Source organism: Chryseobacterium sp. SIMBA_028 (assembly GCF_046535285.1).
In the GTDB taxonomy this organism is placed as follows: domain Bacteria; phylum Bacteroidota; class Bacteroidia; order Flavobacteriales; family Weeksellaceae; genus Chryseobacterium.
Genome location: NZ_JAWRWZ010000001.1, coordinates 139,045 through 160,300, shown reverse-complemented (window position 1 = coordinate 160,300; position 21,256 = coordinate 139,045). Strand labels below are relative to the sequence as shown.

The following is a 21,256-nucleotide window of genomic DNA, read 5'->3' as shown; positions in this document are numbered from 1 at the left end:
TATCATAATTTTGTTATTGTTAATTGTTTTGCCGTAGCAGTAATATTTTCTTTGTGAGGGTTAATTTCAGGGATTCTGATAATTTTTGTATCGCTGCCAATGAAGGAGCAGATTACCCTTTTTGTATCTTCAGGAAATTCTCCATTCAGGATAAGGTATTCAAGTTTAATTTTCCTTTGTTGTAATGCCATGACCGAAAGCAAGGTATGGTTGATGCAGCCTAGGTAATTCCTCACAACAAGTGCAGTTGGAATCTGTAACTTCTCTATCAGATCAATCATGAAACTATGATCCGAAAGAGGTACCATAAGACCTCCGGCTCCTTCTACAATCAATGAATTTTGAGTTTCCGGTAATTGAAACTCATCAAGGGTAATGGTTGTGTTTTCTGCTCTTGCAGATTGATGCGGAGATGCCGCCAGTTGCAGACGATAGGTTTCCGGATGACATACTGTATTGTCTGTCCAGTCTTCAATTTTTTTACTGTCCGTATAGTGGAGATCTCCTGATTGTACAGGTTTCCAATAATCAGTGTTGAAATACTGTACTAAAATAGCAGAACAAACGGTTTTTCCTATTTCAGTTCCTATTCCTGTTATAAATAGTTTCATATTGCTGTTTCAGCTCTTTTGTTTTAATTAAATTCTTTGATAATTCCTGTAAGCCTGATAATTTCTTCCTCTGTATTGAAGCTGTGAAGACATATTCGGAGTCGTTCCGTTCCCTCTTTTACTGTGGGACTGTATATGGCATAAGTTGTAAATCCCTCATTAGATAAAGCTTTCTGCAGCATACTTAATTTTTGATTGTCAGGAATTATAATAGCCTGAATAGGGCTTTTTTCAGAAGAAGGAGAATTTAGTCCCTGTTCTCGGAAAGTTTTGATGTTATTCTGAAGTTTCTCTGTTGTTTTATGATTGCTTTCCAGAAATTCATATCCCGTTTTTATACTCATCCATTGAAAATCCTGTGCTGAAGTAGTATAAATAAAGGGAGACGCAAAATTGATGAGATAAGATTTCATAGTATCATTACAAAGAATAGCTGCTCCATGCGCCCCCAATGCTTTGCCGTAGGTGATGACGCTTGCTGTAATCTGATCCTGTAGATTGTACTTTTCGATCAATCCATGCCCGAACACCCCAAAAGCATGCGCTTCATCCACCAATAAATCGGCCTTATAATGCCTTGCCATTTCAGAAATCTTCTGAATGGATGCAAAATCGCCTTCCATTGAGTAAAGACTTTCTATGGCGATATAACAATGCCCCTCCTGTCTTTTTAATACATTTTCAAGGTCATTCAGATCATTATGTTTAAACTTCATCTTTCTGGCATTCGACATTTTGCAGGCATCATGTACAGAACGATGAATCTGTTCATCTACAATAATGGTGTCATGCCGATTAGGAAGTGTGGAAAACAATGCTAGATTGGCATTATATCCAGATGGGAAAAGCAAAGCAGATGAAAATTGATGCTTTTTTGCAATAAAGCCTTCTGCTGCTGTTACAATATCGCTGTTTCCGCTAATCAGCCTTGATCCGGTACTCCCCGATAATAAGGCCGGATTATCATTGATCTTTTGTAATAAAATACTCTGTAACTCCTTATTTCTTGCAAACCCCAGATAATCATTGGAGTAAAAATCAATTCCCTCAGAGCGGGATTGAAGCTTCCTTAAGGTACCCTCCTCTTTTCTTTTGTCGAGAGATTCTTGAAAATAGTCAATGTTTTTAAGCATAACTTAATTGCTCTACGTCTTCTGTAACAGCATTGATCCATGCTTCATGAAGCACTTTTTCAATAGTAAGAATGTGTTCAGCATGAAGCTTCCAGTCTGCGGAAAATTCGTTTAGCTGATTGATCATTTCTTCCAAATGGCCCTCTTCTTCCAAAATAATGGATTTTACCATAATTCTTGAAGACTCTTCGGTAAGTGCTTGCTGGTAGACCGGATAAAGTTCGTCTGCCCTTACTTCAATGGCATAGGTTACAAAAAGATAAGCCGCATATTTAAGATCTTCCTTACTCAGTTGAAATGCCTCCTGAAGATATCTGCATGCTTTAATGTCTAAGGAATGGAGATATTGTCGTGTTGCTATCGGAGCCAGAAGTTCACTATTCTCATAGGTTTTGCAGAGTTCAGGATTTATTTTTCCAATCTGCTTTTTTAGATAATAGGCATGACGGTGTTCTTCAGCAGCATGCTTCAGTTGAATCTCACTTACAAGAATGGGGTGTTCGCATTTTGAGATTTTCCTTGCACCGGCATTTTCCATAAAGGATAATGTATTGAGCCATTTTGCATGGGCTTTGCCATCCTGTACAATCTTTTTTAACAGATGATGAAATTCCATAGATTTTTATTTTGATGTCAAAAGTAGTATATTGCCGGATGGTTGTATGGTGCCAGTTTTGATATTATGGATAGTCCGGTTAAGATCCCTTATGAAAGTTTTATAAAAATAGATAGAAAATCAGAGACTTCTATCTATTTGCAGATTGCCAATCAATTGGTAAATTCTATTCAACGGGGATATTTGCCTTTTGGAACAAAGCTTCCCGGTACAAGGGCCTTCAGTGAAATACTGGATATTCATCGAAATACGGCGGTAGCGGTATATGACGAATTGTGTGCTCAGGGTTGGGTAGAAAGTTTTCCCAATAAAGGAACTTTTGTCATTGGCAAGGATCAGGAGAAACCTATAAGAGTAAAGGATTTTGAAGAGAATAATCTTTTAAACTATCCTAAAACAACAGGTTTTTCATTTAAAACATCCAATATACTGGATAACCCTTTTGAACACTCAGATTGTGAATTTGTATTGAATGATGGTGTGCCTGATATCAGACTTACCCAGATTGGCCAGCATTCACGGTTTTACAGTTCTATTCTTAAACGCAAATCCAATCAAAAAGGATTGGGACATTACAACCATGACGGGAGTGAGTTTTTTAAGGAACATTTGTCTCAATATCTTAATTTATCCCGTGGATTGCCCATTTCCAAGAATAATCTACTGATTACCCGAAGTACGGAAATGAGTATTTATATTGTTTCTGAAATTCTTCTTTCTGCTGGAGATACGGTCTTAGTAGGAGCTTTAAGTTATTTTTCGGTGAATATGATCTTCCAGAAAGCAGGGGTAAATATTGTAACTCTTCCTATCGATGAAGACGGGATTATTGTGGAAAGTGTAAGGGAAGCCTGTAAAAGGCAGAAAATAAGAATGCTTTATCTTACCCCGCACCACCACTATCCTACTACAGTTGCCCTCAGTGCCCAGCGAAGACTGGAATTGCTGGAACTGGCCAACGAGTATGGCTTCGTTATTCTTGAGGATGATTATGACTATGAATTTCACTATGATAAAAGCCCAATTCTTCCTTTGGCCAGTGCAGATACAAACGGAATGGTAATCTATATAGGATCATTTGGGAAATCTCTGGCTCCGGGATTCAGAACAGGATTTATTGTGGCGCCCGAAAACCTGATGGTGGAAATGAGAAAGCATCTTGGAATTATCGACAGGCAGGGCGATATTCTTATGGAAAGAACGTTGGGAGAAATGATTGAGGAAGGAGAAATTAACCGATATCTTAAAAAATCTTTAAAGGTATACCAGGAAAGACGGGATTATTGTTCTGCTTTGCTTAGAGAAAACCTAGGCGATTATATCACCTTTGAAAAACCATCAGGCGGATTGGCGATCTGGCTGGAATGGAATATTCCGATTAATCTCATGCAGTTAAGCCGAAAATGTGCTCTGGATAACCTTTTTATTCCGAAAACGTTGCTTTATCAAAACAAAGGACTTACAGCCATGAGGCTTGGCTTCGGAGATCTGAATGTAGATGAAATGAAAAAAAGTATTGATATTCTTTCCCATAATGTAACACTGTTAGTCTGATAAGTATAAGAATACAGTCATAAAAAAGCCTCTACAATAATAGAGGCTTGGTCAATTTTACTTATGCTTTTTTCTTTTTGGGTTTCTTCTTTTTCTTGTTGAGATAAATAATAAAACCTGTAATGGGAAGCGATGCAGCAATGATTCCTGCAAAAAGATACATAATTCTGCCGGGGATCCCGAAGAGGCTTCCTGTGTGTAAATCGTAATTTCTTTCTCTTAGTGCGGTACCATATCCTATATTTTTGTCTTTATAAAATTGATGTTTTAGAGTTTCACCTGAATACTGATCAAAGTTAAAGTTTTCATTCTGGTATTGTTTTTTTCCGAACGTAAGTTCTACATAATAGGTTCCTTCCTCTGTTCTTGGAAAGTTAACAAGCGCAGATTTTTTATTGGTTAAGCCTTTTTCAACCTTACTGTCAATCATATCCAAAATATTGATGGGTACATCAGGTTCTTCTGTAGGGATTTTACTTTTTGCTTTCTTTTCTGTAGGGGTATTGCCATTCAAGGTATTCTTGATCCATTTATCTACATTTTCAAAATTCCATATCAATGCAGAATAAGAAATAAATAATAAAGGAATTACCGCATAAAATCCTAACACATTATGAACATCATAGTTGATTCTTTTCCAGTTGGCAGAAGTTTTAATGAAGAACATACCTTTCAACATAGCCTTGCTCATCTTTCGCGGATACCATATCACTAATCCCGAAAGGAGAATAATGGCAAAAATCAATGTAGAATATCCTGTAATGGTTTTCCCTATTTTTTCTCCCAGTAATAGTCTTCTATGGAGATCCAGTACAATTTCAAAAAAATCCTTTTTGGCATCTTCTACTTCCTGAACCTTCCCGGTGTATGGATCTATATAAACTCTATAATAATAAAGATAAGTTCCCCAATAGGTCAGCGCTTCATTATCCATTTTAAGAGTTCGGAAAACATAAGTACGGGAGGGATCGGATGAAATAACAGCTCTTTTGATCTTTAATCCATCAGGCAGGGCTTTTTCGGCTTTTGCTGTAAGATCAGAAAGAGAAAGTTTTTTGTTTCCAATGTTCTCTACAAAATATCTTTTCGGGTGAACAACATGTTTTAATTCTTCTTCAAATACTAAAATACATCCAGTAGCTGCCATTATAACAACTATAAGCCCGGACGTTAGTCCGAGCCATAGATGTAACTGATATGCTATTTTTCTAAATTTAAGCTTCATTGTTAAAATTTAAGGCTTACCTCAGCAACAAAATTACGAGGCATTTGAGCTACTACAACCCCTTGTCCTGCGAAATATTGTGCATTGCCTAAATTATTCATTTTAAATCCTAGTCTGTATCTTTCTTTTTCAAGGCTGATGGATGCATTGATGAGAGTATAAGCAGGGAAAGTGAATTTTCCTGTAGTTGTTTTATGCTCGGTAATCTGATGCCCTACACGATTGACTCCAAATCCAAAACCTAGTCCTTCCAGACTGCCGGATTGAAGTACGTAGCTCACCCATGAATTAAAGACACTTGCCGGTCCTGCAGATCCTGGACGACGTCCATCTACAGTAGGGTCCGCTTTCACAAACTTACTGTCGTTATATGCATATCCTGCCATAACGTTCAAACCTTGAAGAGGATTTGCAATTACTTCCAATTCAACTCCCTTGCTTCTTTGTTCTCCATCCTGAATGGTGATTCTGTATCCTTTTCCCTCACGCATTACTTCAATTTCTCTCTGCATATTATCAACCAGAATATCATAGTATCCTACTGTAAAATTAATACGGTTTCTCCAAAGATTTCCTTTGAATCCTGCTTCCCATTGGTTGGATTTTTGCGGCTTCATGTTTCCGTCATAATCAGCAAGTCCCTGAGTAACCGGAGCTGTATTGCTGAACCCATTCATATAATTAGCATATACTGAGAAGCGGTCCTTAAAGATCTGGTAAACAACTCCCACTTTAGGAGACCATGCAGTTTGCTTAAATTCACCTAAACGCTCATTTTTGTTTAGATTAAGCTGGCCTTTACTTTCATAATGATCGATACGTAAACTTAATAAAGTGATCAATCTGTCAGTAATGTAAACAGCATCAGAAAGGTAAGCTCCATAAATATTACTTGATGTTGTCGTTCTTGTTAAAGCAGCCTTTGAAACCTGAATTTTCTGCATTGCCAAATCTCTAGAGATAAAACCATACTTGGCAGTAAGATCCTGTCCGTTGATGGTATCAAACTTAATGATAGGCGAATGGTTGTTGTTCAGAGATTGATTTAAATAATCCAAACCAATCAACACCTTATTTTTGATCCTTCCAATGTTAAACTGTCCGTTAAAGTTCTGTTGAACACTTGTAGAAGCAGCTTCTGAGTTTTGCCATTGTACATTACGTTCCAGCATTGCATCACTTTTATCTCCTCTGATGAATTGATATTGGTACAAACCTTCAGTTTTTCTATAGTTTCTCGAAATCAGGGTTTGTGAATTCCAGTTTTTCGAAATTTTATAATTAACCTCCGCTTTTACATTGATGGATGGAGCTTTTAAAGTCATATCATTATTTGAATATGATCTTTTCCAGTCGAATCCAAGTTCATCAGGTGTATGGGCTACAAAAGGCCTTGATCTGGCAAGGAAAATAATAGGAGTATTGGTTCCCTCGTAGTTATAAATCTGAGCTCCTAAGCTAAATTTCAACTTATCATTTACCTGATAACTTAATGTAGGAGCAACAAAGAATGACTTTCTGAATTCAGAATCCCTAAAACCGTTTTGATACTGATAAGCAGCATTAAGACGGAACAATGTTTTTCTGGAATCCGTAACGGGTCCATAAACATCTGCCGTCACACGATTCAGGTTATAGCTTCCCATCAGATATGAAATTTCACCTCCGAAATAATCCTTTGGTTTTTTGGTCACTACATTAATCAGTCCTCCAAAAGAAGTTACTGCTCCTCCGTATAAAGTTCCTGATGGTCCTTTAATCACTTCGATATGTTCAATATCCGCAGGATCAACTTCACCATTGGTATTGGCAGGAACACCGTCTACCATTGATATTTTTGTAGGAAAACCTCTAAGACTGTAATAAAAACTTCCGTCTCCTGAACCTCTTCCCGGGCTTCCCTGCATTTTTACCATACCCGGAACATTTTTCAGTACTTCTGAAACATCATAGGTAAGCTGTTCTTTTAAAATCTGTTGATTGATGATAGTGTAAGCTTGTGGATTTTCTAAGCTTTTAAGCGGCATTTTAGAGATTGAAGTACTGTCTTTAGCCAGAAATTTATTTCTACTAAAAGCATATACTGTAATCCCCTCAATCACATTATTCTGCGCAGGGGCATAAACAGTAGGTATTTCATAGACATCTTGCTTAATGTGGATTTGTTCCCGCATCAATTCAATGTCATTTAAAACCACCTGGAGAGTATATTCTCCAGGGGTTACATTATCAAAGTAAAATTCTCCTAAATTATTGGTTTTTGCCTGATAAGACGTGTTGACAAGCCTTAAGAGTGCGTTTTTTACGGGTGCCTGTTCAGACAACATGACCTTGCCACGAATACGTTCACTCTGCTGTGCAGAAAGAGAACCTGAAAATAAGGCAAGGGTAAAAAGTAATATAAGGGTTTTAAATGTTTTCATGTTGTAAGTTTTGTAACAGGGGATAATTTATTTTACCGTTTTGTGATAATGGAAATGATTCTATAAGCCCAGTGCGCACATATTGTGGGTTAATGCGCAGTTTGTTTTTAATGGTTTCTGTGATGATCTCAGGGTCAATATCCTTATTGTCATAAAGCACAATGATCTTCTTGTCATTGGAATTAAGACAAACAAAAGTATTTCCCGTCAGTTCGTTTTTAAGAATAAATTCTACCTCATCCAGATTAAGACGTATTCCGAAAAGCTTCATGATACGCTTTATTCTGCCTGTGATATAATATATTCCGTTCTCACCTTTTGTGGCCGTATCTCCGGTGTGCAATACCGATGGCTGCTCGTAGGACGCAAGATCCTCAAGCGTATTGGCGTAGCCTCCGAAAATACTAACATGTGAAAAGAGTAATTCATCTGTTTCAGGATGAATACTGAAGCTTCCGCCTTCTACAGGAGTGCCGATGGAGGTTTCTTCTTCCAATAGCCCATCTGTGGTAAGATAAGCCATTCTTCCACCCGCTTCGGTTTGTCCATATTGAGCGAAGAAGTGCTTACTATACTCGCTGCAGTACGAAAAGAGTGTTTTTCTCAATTCTCCATTAATGACTCCGCCGGTATGGGTGAAATACCTCAGGCTTGGACTGTCTTTCCTGAAAAAACCTATTCTGTTCAGGTTTTCATACAAATAAGGAACCCCTCCCAGAGTACTGTATCCATATTCTTCCATGTCATCCCAGAAAGCCTTTTGCATAATGTCTTTGTCAGAACATACTATTCTTCCGGCACGCATGCAGTTGGTGGTGAAAATAGAGAACCCATACACAAAATTAATCGGTACATTTAAAGGAACTACATCAGATTCCAGAATGGGCATGTATTGAAGGATACTGATGGCATTCTGGTAAAGGTTTTCGTCCGATAGCTTCACCAGCTTTGGAATACCTGTCGTTCCTGATGTACTGAGTAAAATTTTAATATCCGGATGAATATTAACCTCACTTTTGTAGTTGTCTCGGGTAAAGATCTTAATGGTGTCCGAGAACTCTTTCAGGCTGTATCCGGGAATGGCTTCCCTTTGCGGATCAAAGATGTATTTGGGACGATATTCAGCTTCAATCCGATCTTTGAACTCCGAATTAAGCTTTTGTCCCAGTAAGGCAATAGCATGAGCTGTCCCGTAAAAATTGAGCAAAACCTCAATACCCGGCAGCTGATTGTCATTGTACAAAAAGAGGAGCCCTTTTTCTACAGGATTTAAGCCTAAGGACCGATACAGCGCTCCAATCGGTATGGTTTTACCGCTTGAAGCCTCTGTAAATACCAGATTCTTGTTGGCAATTACATTTTCTAAAATTTTCATATTCTTAGTTTTCTACGAGTACCTCGTATTTTTTCATTTTTTCACGAATTTTTCCAACGGTACCCATTTCCAGAATATCATTGAAGTCAAATTTGATCTGGTAAAACTGCTCAAGAGCTTCTACAATAAGAAGATGAGACATAGAATCCCATTCCGGGATTTCCTGATACGTAAGGTTTTCATTTACCAATTCTTTTTTTACCGCAATTGCAGATGCGATAATTTCATAAAATTCTTCTGTAGTGTTCATTTTAAATTTTTATAGTTTTCCATTTACCATTTTTAAAGATCATTAAGAATAATAGGGCTAATACGATTTCCGAAGAAACGATAGCTGTAAATATTCCTTTCAGTTCCCATTGAAATCTTACCCCCAGGAGATAAGCCAGGGGAAGCTGAATGACATAGAACATGACGATATACAATAAGGTGACCTGCATGATATTTCCTGCAGCATTCAGGGCACGGCTGATGACCATTGTAAATCCTAATAACAGATAGGCCATAGAAACGACATGAATATATTGCACAGCATATCTTGCTACTTCAGGTTCTGTAGTAAAGAATTTTACTACATATTCTGCGGCAAGCTGCCAGAATAATGCTACGGCAAGCAGATAGCTCATGTTAATGGTCCCTGCTCTCCAGACTGTTTTTTCTGCACGGGCTGCGTCACCGGCTCCTAAATTCTGCCCTGTAAGCACTCCTGCAGCATTTCCTATTCCCCATGCAGGCATAGTAGCTACTGAAGCGATACGTTGAGCAATAATATATCCGGCAAGGGCTGTTGTTCCGAATGTGGATATAATTTTCACCATAATCAGCCAGCTTGATGTAGGAATGATATATTGAACCAATCCTCCAAAAGCGATTTTCAAAATCTTTCTGAGTAATGGTAGATCTAAATGAAAAGGCATAAGGATATTGATACTCGTCTTTCCGGACAGAAAGATAAAACCTTGATACAAGACGGCTAGAAGTCTGGATAAAACCGTTGCATAAGCCAATCCCATCAATCCGAAAGCTGGAATAAACCCTAATCCAAAGACCAGGATTACAGCAAAGATGATATTTGAAATATGGCAGATCCACAATGATTTCATGGCAAGATCTGCATCTCCGGCCCCTCTGAAAAGCCCATTCACCGAAAGACGCAGGATAACAAGCCCGATACTCAGAAACACAAGCCTTGAAAATGATAGCCCTTCGTTTACCGTATTGGTATTAATTCCCAGAAATCCTACAATTTCAGAAGCAAAATAACAGGAGACCCCACCAATAAGTAGGGCGAAAAACAGAGCTAAAAGAATAATGTAATGAGCGGTTCTTCCCATTCCTTCTTTATCCTTTTCACCGGCTCTTCTTGCCGTAAGGGTGGCTGCAGCAATACCAAGTCCTACCGCAATGGCATAGGCAAAATTGATGTAGTTATCCGTAATTCCTACAAGGCCAAGAACCTTATCACCTAATCTGGCAATAATTAAAAGGTTGACACTTACAAAGACGGATTCCATCACAAGCTCCATCACCATTGGAATTGCTAAGCTAAAAATGGAACGGTTAATGCTTCCGGAAGTAAGCTCTACTTTTTTTCCGGCTAAGGCTCCGTAGGCGAAAGCCGTTCCATTTTTTAGGATATGCAGGAGTTTCCTCATAGTACAGCTACAGAATTTTTATTGGCTATCTGATAAAGCGGATTAGGCAATGCACCATCTTTTCTTGGAATGGCAAATGCCTTATTTTCACTATATCCATTATTTTTCAGACGCAGGCTGTTGATGTAAAATCTCTTGAATGTTGGAACATACAGATCATATTTTTCATAACGTTCCTGCAGCTGTTGGTTTTCTGCTTTGTAGCTTTCTATACATTCGTGAACAAGGGTCCAGAATGTTTCTTCCTGAAAGTTGGAATAGGTATGCAGTACATTGGACAGATATCTGAAGAATGCATCAAATACACCCAGTAAAATAAATAATGGGATATTTTCCTTGTTAGAAGACTGTATTAACCCATCTGCAAGGTGTGCAGGAAGTTTTTCTCTTGCTTCTGTGGTAAGAACAATATCATCCACAAAGTCTTTGATGACAATTCTCTGGGGTACACCATTTTTTAACACGACCATAATGTTTTCACCATGCGGAGTTACACATAATGAATGGGTATAATAGATATGAAGTAAAGGGGTAAGATAAGCATCAAGATAAGCGGTTATCCATTCTTTAATGCTCATTCCTGCTTTCTCTGCAAAAGCCTGTACCAAAGGGATTCCATTATCGTCAACATAAAGCAATGAAGCCATGGTAACCATTTGTTCTTCTTCTGTAAGGTAGTTTTCTGCACTTTCACGCCATAAGGCTCCAAGAAATTCATTGTATTGATAAGGTACACTGGCAATAGCTCCATACTGCGGATGCAGATAGGCAATTGAAGCTTCTTCACCCAGAAAAATGGTTCCTTTGTTTTCCAGATAGGTATCATCTTTTATTAAACCTTTCACCCAGTCTGTAATAGATGGGGCAATTTTCATTTGCTTAGGAGACAGCCCTCTGATGTTCCCTGTACTTAGGATAGAAACCGCTGTTTTCAGATATCTCTTTTTAGGATGATCTACATTAAATAAAGTACGGATACTTTGCTGTGGACTATAAACATCTTCTCCCTCTCCCAGCTGGATTAAAAGCCCGTTGGCAATATCTCCAGCAAAATGAATCTGAAGTTTGTGCTCCCATTGCCAAGGATGAACAGGGATAAAATGATAGTCTTCAACAAGTTTTCCCTCTTCTGTCAATTTTTGTTGAAAATCGTTATAAAGCCTATCTCCAATTTCGGAACGGTAAAAGTCCTCTCTGTTGATATGTTCCAATGACTGAAATGCCGATCTGCTCTTATGGGAAGCCAACCAGATTACCTTAAGGTTTTCCTCAGCTTCAGGAGCAAATGTTTTCAGATCACGAGGCGAAAAGCCAAGTCTGCTTTTGTTTACAATTACCCACGGATGTCCGGTCATATTATGTTCCACGGTTTGATAATCAGCTGCTGCAAGGTCCTTTGAGGGCATTACTCCTTTTGCAAGAATCAGGGCATCACAATATAAAGTATGCAGTAATTCTTCTGTGTATCTTGCAATGGTATAAGGATCAAGATCAAATACAGACTGCATTTCCAGGAAAAAGGCCGCTACATCTACAAAAGCTGTTTTTTCACCGTTCTCGGTTTTAGAAATACTGTCTTTATCAATATGCCAATAATCCATCATTCTTTCCTGTCCACGGAAATTGTAAACAACATTTTCAACACCTGTTGCAAGGGTGAATAAGGTATATCCCATTTCATCTTCTAATGATGGGACAGGTTTCAAGAGTTCCTCATGCATTAATTCTGCAATGGTTTTGGCCATTAGATTTCTGTTGGCCTGCTGCCAGTGTTCCTGGCTGATGATATTATTTTTTAAGTTGGTGTTCATTTTTTAGTATTAAATGTTGGCAGTGGGTAAATCAGCGTATTTTTCTACATCAAAGTCCTGGAAGGCTATTTTTCTCTCAATTTTATAATGCTCTCTTCCAAGGATGTCATTAATGATATAGGAGTTTCGGTAGGCAGCCATTCCCAGATCTGTAGAAATATAGCTGTGTGTATGGACTTCTGCATGAAGTATATAGATTTCTCCGTTGTTGTGATCTATCGAGTAATTTCTATTAACATCAAACAATCCGTCAGCATCTCTTTTGATTCTGGATTGAATATTTTTCAGGAATGCAGGCTCATGATAATGATATCCGGTACCAAGGATCAGATAATCAGCCTCCTGTTCATAAGGAACTTCCTGTTCCAATTGAGTAAATTCAAGATTAATAAGGTCCGGTTTACCATTGTCTACCCTATTCAGCTGGCTGTTCGGAATGATTTTAAGCATCGGATCGATATTATCGATATTAAGATCGTAGATGAAATCATAAATGTCATTAATCAGATCATAATTAATTCCTTTAAACTGGCTCTGCTGCTTGCTTAGAATGGTCTTTCTGGCTTCTTTATTTCTGTTATAAAAATATTCTACATAATCAGGAGAAGTAAGTTCCAGTGTCAGTTTAGAATATTCCATAGGGAAAAATCTGTCCGGACGGGAATACCATCCTAATTCCGTATTATCATCCCTGTTTTGGAGAAGATCATAAAAAACTTCCGCAGCACTCTGCCCCGAACCAATAATGGCTATCTTACGGCCTTTAGACAAAAGCTCTTCTTTTCTATACAAATAAGAACTTGTATGAATGATGCGGGAATCATCTTTAGGAATAAAAGAAGGAATATGAGGTTGTGTTCCTGTTCCTAAAACTAATCTTTCCGTTTTTAAAACTGTTTTTTCCTTAGTTTTGGTGTGGATAGTGGTAACCAGATAAAGGCCGTCCACATATTCAATATCTATTACCTGGGTTGAAAAGCGGCATTGTGGAAGCTGCTCAATTACCCATTGGCAATAGCGGTTGTATTCTTTTCTGGGAATGAAGAAATTTTCTCTGATGAAAAACTTATAAAGTCTTCCCGTTACCTTCAAATAATTAAGTAGACTTAAAGGGTTGGTAGGATCAGCCATTGAAACACAGTCACATAAAAATGGAGTCTGTAGCGTTACATGGTCAATCATTAATCCCGGGTGCCAGTCAAAACCATCTCTTTGGTCAAGAAAAAGAGTCTTTAGCTCCGGAATCGGATTAGATAAGGCAGCAAGCCCCAGATTAAAGGGACCTATGCCAATACCTATTACATTATAAATGGTTTCATTATTCATTTTTTGTGATGTTTGTGGTGATTTGTACGTCTTTGTTCAGTGGAAATTTTTCCCAATACCATTCTCTGTAGCAGAAATTAAGATTGGCTTTTTTATGAGGCATTTCAATTACCTTTTCTACCTTGAATCCAACATGAGCTTTATTCATCATAGAAGCAAGAGAATCCACAGAACCTTCACCTACCATTTTCCCAACCTGTGGCTGTGCAAAAACATAGTCAACCATAGACTGTGTAGATGGGGATACAAATTTCTTTTTAGGATCAGTAGGTGCTATAAACTGGTGGGTTCCATAATCTGTAGGCAAGACTTCATAATAATCTCCTACAATGTCTCTGCATGCCCAGTAAACCTCAATATTACAGGTAGGTTCGTCGTTACTTTCAACAATATAACTGTGAGCCTCGTCACTTGGAAGCATCAGTCTGTAATAGGTTTCCAGTTCATCAATAGGCCAGTTCATCTGCCATATCTTAACAGCATGTTCTCTATTGAACCACTCATGGAGCATTTCAAGATCATTTTCAAGATCTATCGGGCGCATGCCTGTTGTTACATCTTCCTTCGGAAAATAACGCTTAAAGAAAGCCTCCTTTCCTTTGGGATGGATCAGTTGTTCTGAAAAGAAATACTTGTGAAGAATATTAGGAACCTTAGCATACGCAATGGCAGAGGCATTTACACCACCGTCTACATCCAGAACAGCCGACTGTAGGTTTGATTTTACAGCCCAATACCTTTGATACAAAGCATAATTGGTGAAATCTGACGGTTCAGATTGATGCACACACTCAAATTCCTGATAAAGAATATGGATTAACTTCTGCTCTTCAATGAGCCCTGTTTTACCGATGGACGAAATTAATGCACTGAAATTACTTACCAAAAGATGATGAGAAACAATATCCAGAAGACGTTCATCTCTTATAAACAGGGTTTCAATTTCAGGGCAATTTTCTATGGATTGCTTATATTTTTCTTTGAAGCTTTCTCTTAAAAGATATCCCTGTCCGTCCCTTACATAGATGGTTTCCGGAAGAAGCTGATCATCTAGTTGTATAAGAAGATTTTGCTGATGAACTTCAGGGGCCATTCCCAATTGATTAAATAACCTGTTCAAAGGAGAAATGAGTAATTGCGTATACTTTTTAAACCAATTGATGATAGCTTGTTCGGTTTCCATTCCTAGATGAGCAGAAACGTCATTAAAGAAATGATTGGTAAAATTAGAGCTGTCCGTAGTTTCATCCTGACAAAGCCTTGCCAGTAGAAGAACTTTATCTTTGGAAGAAAAAGGATTTTCACGGATCAGGATATTGAAACTGTCGATATTTTCTCCATTATAGTCAACGCTTAAAGAAGAAGGCTCTAACAGGAGTTTTAAACTTGGAAAATCTTTTTCAAAAGATGCTTTTTCCTGTTCCCACCATATAGAAGAAGCATATCCTCTTTTGAGATCTTTCAGGCTGTTGGTCCTTACAGATCCGGTCATCAGAACATGCAGTGAGAATTTTAGCATCCAATTGAAGTTCGGGCTATAAAGCGTTCTGATGGATGATGTTGCAAAAAACTCTTCTCCGGATGGTCCAAGATGGATCACTTTTCCGGATCCTAGCAGATCTGCATATTCTTTTGTGGTCTGTAGATATTGGGCTTCCCATGGGTGGCAGGGAACTACATAATAATCATTTGCGGTTTTAGAATCGTAATTTTCCGGTATTGAAGCCAGTTTCCCGAATATTTCTTTTGCAGAGATCCCCGGCAGGGATTTTTCAGAAATACAATCTTTATGAATAAGAAAATACTCCAGCTGAAATCCATTTTTAAATTCCGGTCCGTACAGGATTTGCTCTTCCTCAGAAAATCCCATTCTGGATTTGGTGAAAGGATGCAGATTGTGTCCTGCGGGAAGCATCTGCTCAGACTCTAAAAATGAATAGCTTAAAAGATTTTGTTGTTGTAGACAGGCTTCAGTAGTTAATTCAAGATTTCTTAAACTGCTTTGAATCCTTTTCTCAAAATGTTCTAATCCTGTTTCAGTATATCGATCGGAAAATTCTTTATAAATCAGTTCAATAAGTTTTTGAATGTTAACTTCAAACGTCTTATTATTCTTATGATCCACAGCCCAGACAGGAAAACCATATTCATGAAATGCACTTTCAGAACGGTAAGAAACAGGAGCGAATAAAAACATTCCGCTTTTCTTCATTTCAAACCTAAGGTGCAAGGTATAGTTACTTTTTTTAAGGGCTTGTGCAGTAAGAAGATCATACTTTGGAATTCCCTGATAAAATTTTCCGTTTCCAAGCTCCCTCAGCATTCCGTTAAGAAGAATTCTGTAGGTAATTTCCCGTGCCTGTTCTCCGGTTCTACTTTTCTGTACTAAAGTCTTTTCCATGCATTTTGATTTTAGTGAGGATTTTATGGATATCTTCTGTAGTGGTTATAGGATTCAGGAATGTGAACTTCAGATAGAAATTCCCGTTTACCTTGGTACTTGCCACCAATATTTCTCCGCTGTAGAAAAGCTTCATTTTAATATATTGGTTCATGGCATCCAGATCATTTATTTCAGGTCTTATATATCGGAAAACAAGAACACTTAGATCAGTTTCTGAAAGAAGCTCAAAATCAGGATCTTCAGTGATCATAGAGGCTGCATCCTTTGTAAGATCGATAACAGTGTCCGTATATTCTGCCAGTTGTTCCTTGCCCATCATTCTTAAAGTAAACCATAATTTAAGAGCATCAAATCGTCTGGTACTCTGAGTGATGGATTTATTAATCTGAGCCGGAATTTCCTCCTCATCCATTTCTTTCGGATTCAGATAATCAGCATGGTGCTTAAGGATTAACAGTTCTTTTTTATTTTTAACAATAAAAGCACTACTGCTGATCGGTTGGAAGAATGACTTGTGATAATCAATGGTCACTGAATCTGCTCTTTCAATTCCATTCAGTAGGTGGCGATACTTTTCACTTAACAGCAAAGCACATCCATACGCTGCATCCACATGCATCCAGATATTATAATGTTCTGCTATATTGGCGATGTCCTCCAGTGGATCTACATTTCCAAAGTCGGTGGTTCCGGCTGTAGCTACAATACCAATAGGAATATTTCCCATCTGTTCTTCTCTTTTAATATACTTCTTCAGCAGAGAGATATCCATACGGAATTCATCATCAGTAGGAACCTTAATGATCGATTTCTCTCCAAGCCCCATTATAGATGCATTTTTCAGATTACTGAAGTGAGATTTGTCTGAAACAAAGATTCTGAAACGATCTGCTTCCCTTGGCAGGCCGTCCATTTTAATATTATGATTATATCTTTTCTGGGAGAAGCAGTCACGCATCATAACCAGTCCCATTAAGTTACTTTGTGAGCCTCCTGCTGTGAAAACACCGTCACTTTCATTCGTATTATACCCAATTTCACCGGCAGTCCAGTCAATTAGTTTTCTTTCCATAAAGGTTCCTCCTGCACTTTGATCATACGTATCCTGAGAAGAATTGATAGCGCTTACCAGAACCTCTCCAGCTAAAGCGGGAATCACAATGGGACAATTGAGATGGGCAACGTATTCCGGAAGGTGAAAAGCCGTTGCATGTTTTACATAAATATCATCTACTTCAGAAAGAAGCTCGTTATAGTTTGAAAGTTTTTGATTAAGGTCGATTTGTTCTACCATTCTTTTCATTTCCTTAGCCTCTATGCCGCTGAATGGCTTTTTGTTTCTATCAAGAAACTCCTGTACAAGGTCTAAAGTACTGTTGACAGCATGACGATAATGGTCATAATTGTCAGGGTGAAAAATATTCCCAAAATTCCCCGAATTGTGGGGTGAGGCTACACTTGAAAGCGCTCCTAGGGATATTAAATTGTTGTTCATAAATTATTTGTATGGTGATTTTTTAAATCGTGAATTGTTTTGGTTTTTTTTACACATGTACATATGTAGCTGATTGTCAAGTTTTTAAATTTTACATTTTTTATATATTTTATTTGGTGGTTGAGTAATTATTACTAAATTTGAACTCGCTATTGTTATTTAGAATAATTAAAAACAAAGATAAAAATTATTACTTAACACCAAATTTTTTTTAATGAATTCTATAAAAATTTTAGATAACGAGACGTTAACGCAGGTAAAACTGCTTCCTACCGTCATTGAGATCACCTCTCAGGAACAAAGAATGATAAAAGATGCAGCAATACATCTTCAGAAAAAATATGGGAACTATGAAAACCGGGATTTTATTAGACACGTCCACCAGTTGGCGTCTTATTTTCTACCCGAAAGAATATTAAATATAGCAGCTGATTTTGCAAGTGATTTCTCCAAGAATCAATATGGAGCATTGATCTTTAAGGGATTGATGGAAATAGATCAGGAAAATATAGGATCTACTCCACCCAATTGGCAGTCTGCCGATTATTCAAAATTTTACCTTTATGGATTTGCATGTGCTCTTATTCATGGAGCTTTGCCCTCCAAGCCGGTGCAGTATTATTCTCAGCGTCAGGGAGGTGGGTTAATTCATGCCATTATTCCCGATGAAAAAATGAGGGAAACGCAAACCGGATCAGGATCTTCAACCGATCTTTATGTACATACAGAAGATGCGTTTCTGAAACATCAGGCAGACTTTCTGAGTTTTATGTATGTCCGAAATGAAGAGCAGGTTCCGTCCACTCTTTATTCTATACGCTCTCACGAATCCATTGGAGAAAATTACAGACCTCTTTTTGACCGTATTTACAAGATCCCTAAGGATGCGAATCTTGAAACGGAACAAAATGAAGTAGATACACTGGATTCTGTATTGTATGGAAATTACAAACTTCCGTTTATGAGATTTGATGCTGCAGAACAGCTTTTCAATTCAAGTATAAAACAAACAGAAGAAGCTCATCAGTATTTAACAGAATTCTGGGAAGAAGCAAGGCATTTGATTTATTCAGGTTTTACCCCTCAGGCCGGAGATGTTATTCTTGTCAACAATCATTTATGTGCTCATGGAAGATCAGCTTTTCGTGCAGGAGTAAGAAATATTGATGGCATAGAACATCCTTGTGAGAGAAGAATTATGCTGCGTATGATGAGTAAGGTAAGTCTTATTGATATGAGAGCCCATACGCTTACAGAAGATCCATTTTTTGTGATCGAAGAGCATTTAGGGAAAAACTTTCGGCATCTTTAGAATGTAGCCTTTAAGTTAATCACAAAATGATAAATCCTTTTTAAGTATAATCTTAAAAAGGATTTTTTATTATTCACATGATACATTCTTTACTTTAAGTAGTTTTTTCAATACTAAATAGTTAAAATTCTTAGGGTTGTAAAGGTATTTTAGTTACAACACTGTCTTCCAGGACCTTATAGCCTTTAGATTCCAACTCTTTGATATAAGATTCGCAACCTAAAATGGTTGCATTGTATCTGTTATGAAAAGATTTAACAATTTGCTCATATTTATTAGATTTAGTATATCTATAAACTGCTCGATTGTTTTTATCGAAGATTATTGAATGATGTATTGTTTGAAATGGTTTTAAAATAATCAAATCTTCATGGCAAGATCTATCATTTCTAGAATAATATCCACTTTTAAAATATAAATAGGGATCTAATACTTTTGCATTTTCTAATATAAAAGATTTGCCATAAACCCCCAAAGGATCAATAATATAAGTATTATTAGTGTTATTTTTTATAGTTTCCTCTATAACCTCTGTTGACTGGGTATCAATATGTTTTAACGGAAGTATAATATCAATATCTTTTCCCTTATTCAATTTAATTTGATTCGAGCAAAAAATAAATAAAAGACAAAAAGGTAATAAAACAATTTTTTTCATAATCTAAATTTAATGATTATATAAATACCTATCGCCTTTTTTGATATTTTGAAAAAGCTCCTACAGTTTATAGTAGGAGCTAAAATATAAAGTCAGTTATAGATAGGAAAAGAAAGCTTTATCTATTAAATCTTACAAATTTGATAGATCTATCTTTAACCTGGCTTTTTTTACTGGTTAAAAAAAATAATTTATACCTAGCTGGAAATTTGTGTTTTTTGAAGAGTCTCCAAGTCCATCCTTTACAATTTTAGTTAAACCGGTAATATAGCGGGCGTTAATTCCAATATTAGGAGTAAACTTATATCCAAGTCCAATTCCCAATCCAAAATTAAAGGTTTTTAGTGAATCCTTATTACTTGCCTTAAAAGTTTGACCATTAATATCTCCTTTAGTCTGTGCATTGACAAGGATTCCAAACTCAGGACCCGCTTCCAGATAAAATTTAGGAGTGGCACTGTACTGTAGCATTACTGGAACATTGATATAGCTAAGGGTTTGTTCCATATTCGTCACTTTATAAGTAGCCATTTCATAATCGTCTTTTGCCTTTGCTCCCTGTTGGCTGTACACAACCTCTGGCTGAATAGTAAATGCCTCAGAAATTGGAATATTTACAAATGCTCCTGCATAAAATCCTAATTTTGACTTGGAATCACTTCCAGTTATGCTTGAAAGGTTACCTCCGCCCTTAACACCAAATCTTGGTCCGTCTGTAGATTGAGCAAATGTCATAGTCCCCATAACTATGCATAAGACTAGTAATTGTTTTTTCATATAAAATGTTTTAAAAAAAATTGCTTTTTGTAATATTACAGTTCAATATTTTATAAATAAGGAGAGTTTTTTTATAAAAATTACCATTCTCTCCATTCTTTAGTAATATCTTCATCAGATGAGCTATAACCCATTTGATGACTTGATAAATTTATTATATCAGTAATTTTGGTACCCACATTGCCTACAAGCAATGTATTTTCACATCTTTTATTTAAATTGTTAAGGGCAATAACTGTCATCTTTAGAGCAAAAAGACCTTCATCAGCAGTTTTACTTCGTAAAATAGCTATTATGTATGCATTTAAATAAGTAATACATTCGTCAATGTCAATATTTCTAAGAGTAAGATTATGTTCTCTCTTATTATTTTCAATATTAATTTTAAGATTAAGAATTAGATTATCATAATATTGATTCCCTGTCGAATTGCTGTTAAAAAGATCCTGTTTCTCTTTGTCATAGGGAATTCCATTTATTGCACCGCATAAATAAATGCCAAAATCTGTATCAATTTCTATTTCGCAATCAAAATTCTCAGATTCATCAATGAATTTTTCGAACGATTCTATCACGGGTTTTAATTTTTCAATATTCTTTTTTTCTCCATAGTACCCAGGTCCGGAAGCTCCAAAAGAAACCTCAAAATATAATCCACTTTTTTTATCTCTTAATGTATAAACATATCCCTCAAATAAAATATATTGTGGTTTACCAAAGTGTCCCCACAGTTTGGATAAAAAATCTCCCATGGGGGCAGATTCATTTCTTATTTCAGCATATTGAATTAATGTATATTCTGTATTTCTCGGTGGTTCTTTGCCAACCTCAAACATATTGTTTGTTTTCATAGTGTCTTGTGCTTTAAATTGTATTGAAAA

General features: G+C 37.0%; 17 protein-coding genes. 2 read left to right on the top strand and 15 right to left on the bottom strand.

Going from position 1 to position 21,256, the window contains the following annotated elements:
* Positions 1–2: 2 nt before the first annotated feature.
* Genes bioD through SCA31_RS00725 form a run of 3 tightly spaced genes read right to left on the bottom strand, consistent with a single transcriptional unit; the run spans position 3 to position 2,360 of the window.
* Positions 3–611 (bottom strand): dethiobiotin synthase, encoded by a 609-nt coding sequence (gene bioD / locus SCA31_RS00735; RefSeq protein ID WP_410694852.1) that lies wholly within the window; start codon positions 609–611, stop codon positions 3–5.
* 23 nt (positions 612–634) lie between these two features.
* Complete coding sequence (locus tag SCA31_RS00730; RefSeq protein ID WP_410694850.1) at positions 635–1,744, bottom strand: aminotransferase class I/II-fold pyridoxal phosphate-dependent enzyme; 1,110 nt, start codon at positions 1,742–1,744, stop codon at positions 635–637.
* Positions 1,737–2,360: a hypothetical protein gene (locus tag SCA31_RS00725; RefSeq protein ID WP_410694848.1), complete on the bottom strand. Its 624-nt coding sequence runs from the start codon at positions 2,358–2,360 to the stop codon at positions 1,737–1,739. Before SCA31_RS00725 ends, SCA31_RS00730 begins: the two co-directional genes overlap by 8 nt.
* A gap of 66 nt (positions 2,361–2,426) precedes the next feature.
* Here SCA31_RS00725 and SCA31_RS00720 point away from each other — a divergent pair, with 66 nt between their 5' ends.
* A complete protein-coding gene (locus SCA31_RS00720; RefSeq protein WP_410694846.1) occupies positions 2,427–3,914 on the top strand; it encodes a PLP-dependent aminotransferase family protein in 1,488 nt (495 codons plus the stop codon).
* Between the two features lie 61 nt (positions 3,915–3,975).
* Here SCA31_RS00720 and SCA31_RS00715 read toward each other — a convergent pair whose 3' ends face one another.
* The 9 genes from SCA31_RS00715 to SCA31_RS00675 are packed head-to-tail and all read right to left on the bottom strand — an operon-like array spanning position 3,976 to position 17,628.
* Positions 3,976–5,139, bottom strand: coding sequence for a PepSY-associated TM helix domain-containing protein (locus SCA31_RS00715; protein ID WP_410694845.1), 1,164 nt, complete (start codon positions 5,137–5,139; stop codon positions 3,976–3,978).
* 2 nt (positions 5,140–5,141) lie between these two features.
* Positions 5,142–7,562, bottom strand: a complete 2,421-nt coding sequence (locus SCA31_RS00710; RefSeq protein ID WP_410694844.1) for a TonB-dependent siderophore receptor — start codon at positions 7,560–7,562, stop codon at positions 5,142–5,144.
* Positions 7,549–8,937 (bottom strand): AMP-binding protein, encoded by a 1,389-nt coding sequence (locus tag SCA31_RS00705; RefSeq protein WP_410694843.1) that lies wholly within the window; start codon positions 8,935–8,937, stop codon positions 7,549–7,551. The genes SCA31_RS00710 and SCA31_RS00705 overlap by 14 nt, the downstream gene beginning before the upstream one ends.
* Before the next feature lie 4 nt (positions 8,938–8,941).
* On the bottom strand, positions 8,942–9,187 hold the full coding sequence (locus SCA31_RS00700; protein ID WP_106915662.1) for an acyl carrier protein: 246 nt from the start codon (positions 9,185–9,187) through the stop codon (positions 8,942–8,944).
* 1 nt (position 9,188) lies between these two features.
* Positions 9,189–10,592, bottom strand: coding sequence for an MATE family efflux transporter (locus tag SCA31_RS00695; RefSeq protein ID WP_410694842.1), 1,404 nt, complete (start codon positions 10,590–10,592; stop codon positions 9,189–9,191).
* Positions 10,589–12,403 carry an IucA/IucC family protein gene (locus tag SCA31_RS00690; protein ID WP_410694841.1) on the bottom strand — a complete coding sequence of 605 codons (1,815 nt, stop codon included), beginning with the start codon at positions 12,401–12,403 and terminating at the stop codon, positions 10,589–10,591. Before SCA31_RS00690 ends, SCA31_RS00695 begins: the two co-directional genes overlap by 4 nt.
* Positions 12,404–12,412: 9 nt before the next feature.
* Positions 12,413–13,729 carry a lysine N(6)-hydroxylase/L-ornithine N(5)-oxygenase family protein gene (locus tag SCA31_RS00685; protein ID WP_410694840.1) on the bottom strand — a complete coding sequence of 439 codons (1,317 nt, stop codon included), beginning with the start codon at positions 13,727–13,729 and terminating at the stop codon, positions 12,413–12,415.
* On the bottom strand, positions 13,722–16,130 hold the full coding sequence (locus SCA31_RS00680; RefSeq protein ID WP_410694839.1) for a GNAT family N-acetyltransferase: 2,409 nt from the start codon (positions 16,128–16,130) through the stop codon (positions 13,722–13,724). The genes SCA31_RS00685 and SCA31_RS00680 overlap by 8 nt, the downstream gene beginning before the upstream one ends.
* Positions 16,102–17,628 carry a pyridoxal phosphate-dependent decarboxylase family protein gene (locus tag SCA31_RS00675; protein ID WP_410694838.1) on the bottom strand — a complete coding sequence of 509 codons (1,527 nt, stop codon included), beginning with the start codon at positions 17,626–17,628 and terminating at the stop codon, positions 16,102–16,104. The genes SCA31_RS00680 and SCA31_RS00675 overlap by 29 nt, the downstream gene beginning before the upstream one ends.
* A gap of 214 nt (positions 17,629–17,842) precedes the next feature.
* On the opposite strand from SCA31_RS00675, the gene SCA31_RS00670 reads away from it, so the two are divergent.
* Positions 17,843–18,940, top strand: coding sequence for a taurine catabolism dioxygenase TauD (locus SCA31_RS00670; RefSeq protein ID WP_410694837.1), 1,098 nt, complete (start codon positions 17,843–17,845; stop codon positions 18,938–18,940).
* A 130-nt stretch (positions 18,941–19,070) separates the two neighbouring features.
* Here the strand turns inward: SCA31_RS00670 and SCA31_RS00665 are convergent, their stop codons facing one another.
* From SCA31_RS00665 to SCA31_RS00655, 3 genes are all read right to left on the bottom strand, one after another.
* Entirely contained in the window at positions 19,071–19,598 is a 528-nt protein-coding gene (locus SCA31_RS00665; RefSeq protein ID WP_410694836.1) for a hypothetical protein, read from the bottom strand.
* A 177-nt stretch (positions 19,599–19,775) separates the two neighbouring features.
* The gene (locus tag SCA31_RS00660; protein ID WP_410694835.1) at positions 19,776–20,375 is read right to left on the bottom strand and encodes a porin family protein; all 600 of its coding nucleotides are present in this window, start codon (positions 20,373–20,375) and stop codon (positions 19,776–19,778) included.
* An 80-nt stretch (positions 20,376–20,455) separates the two neighbouring features.
* The gene (locus tag SCA31_RS00655) at positions 20,456–21,226 is read right to left on the bottom strand and encodes a hypothetical protein (RefSeq protein ID WP_410694834.1); all 771 of its coding nucleotides are present in this window, start codon (positions 21,224–21,226) and stop codon (positions 20,456–20,458) included.
* Positions 21,227–21,256 lie beyond the last annotated feature (30 nt).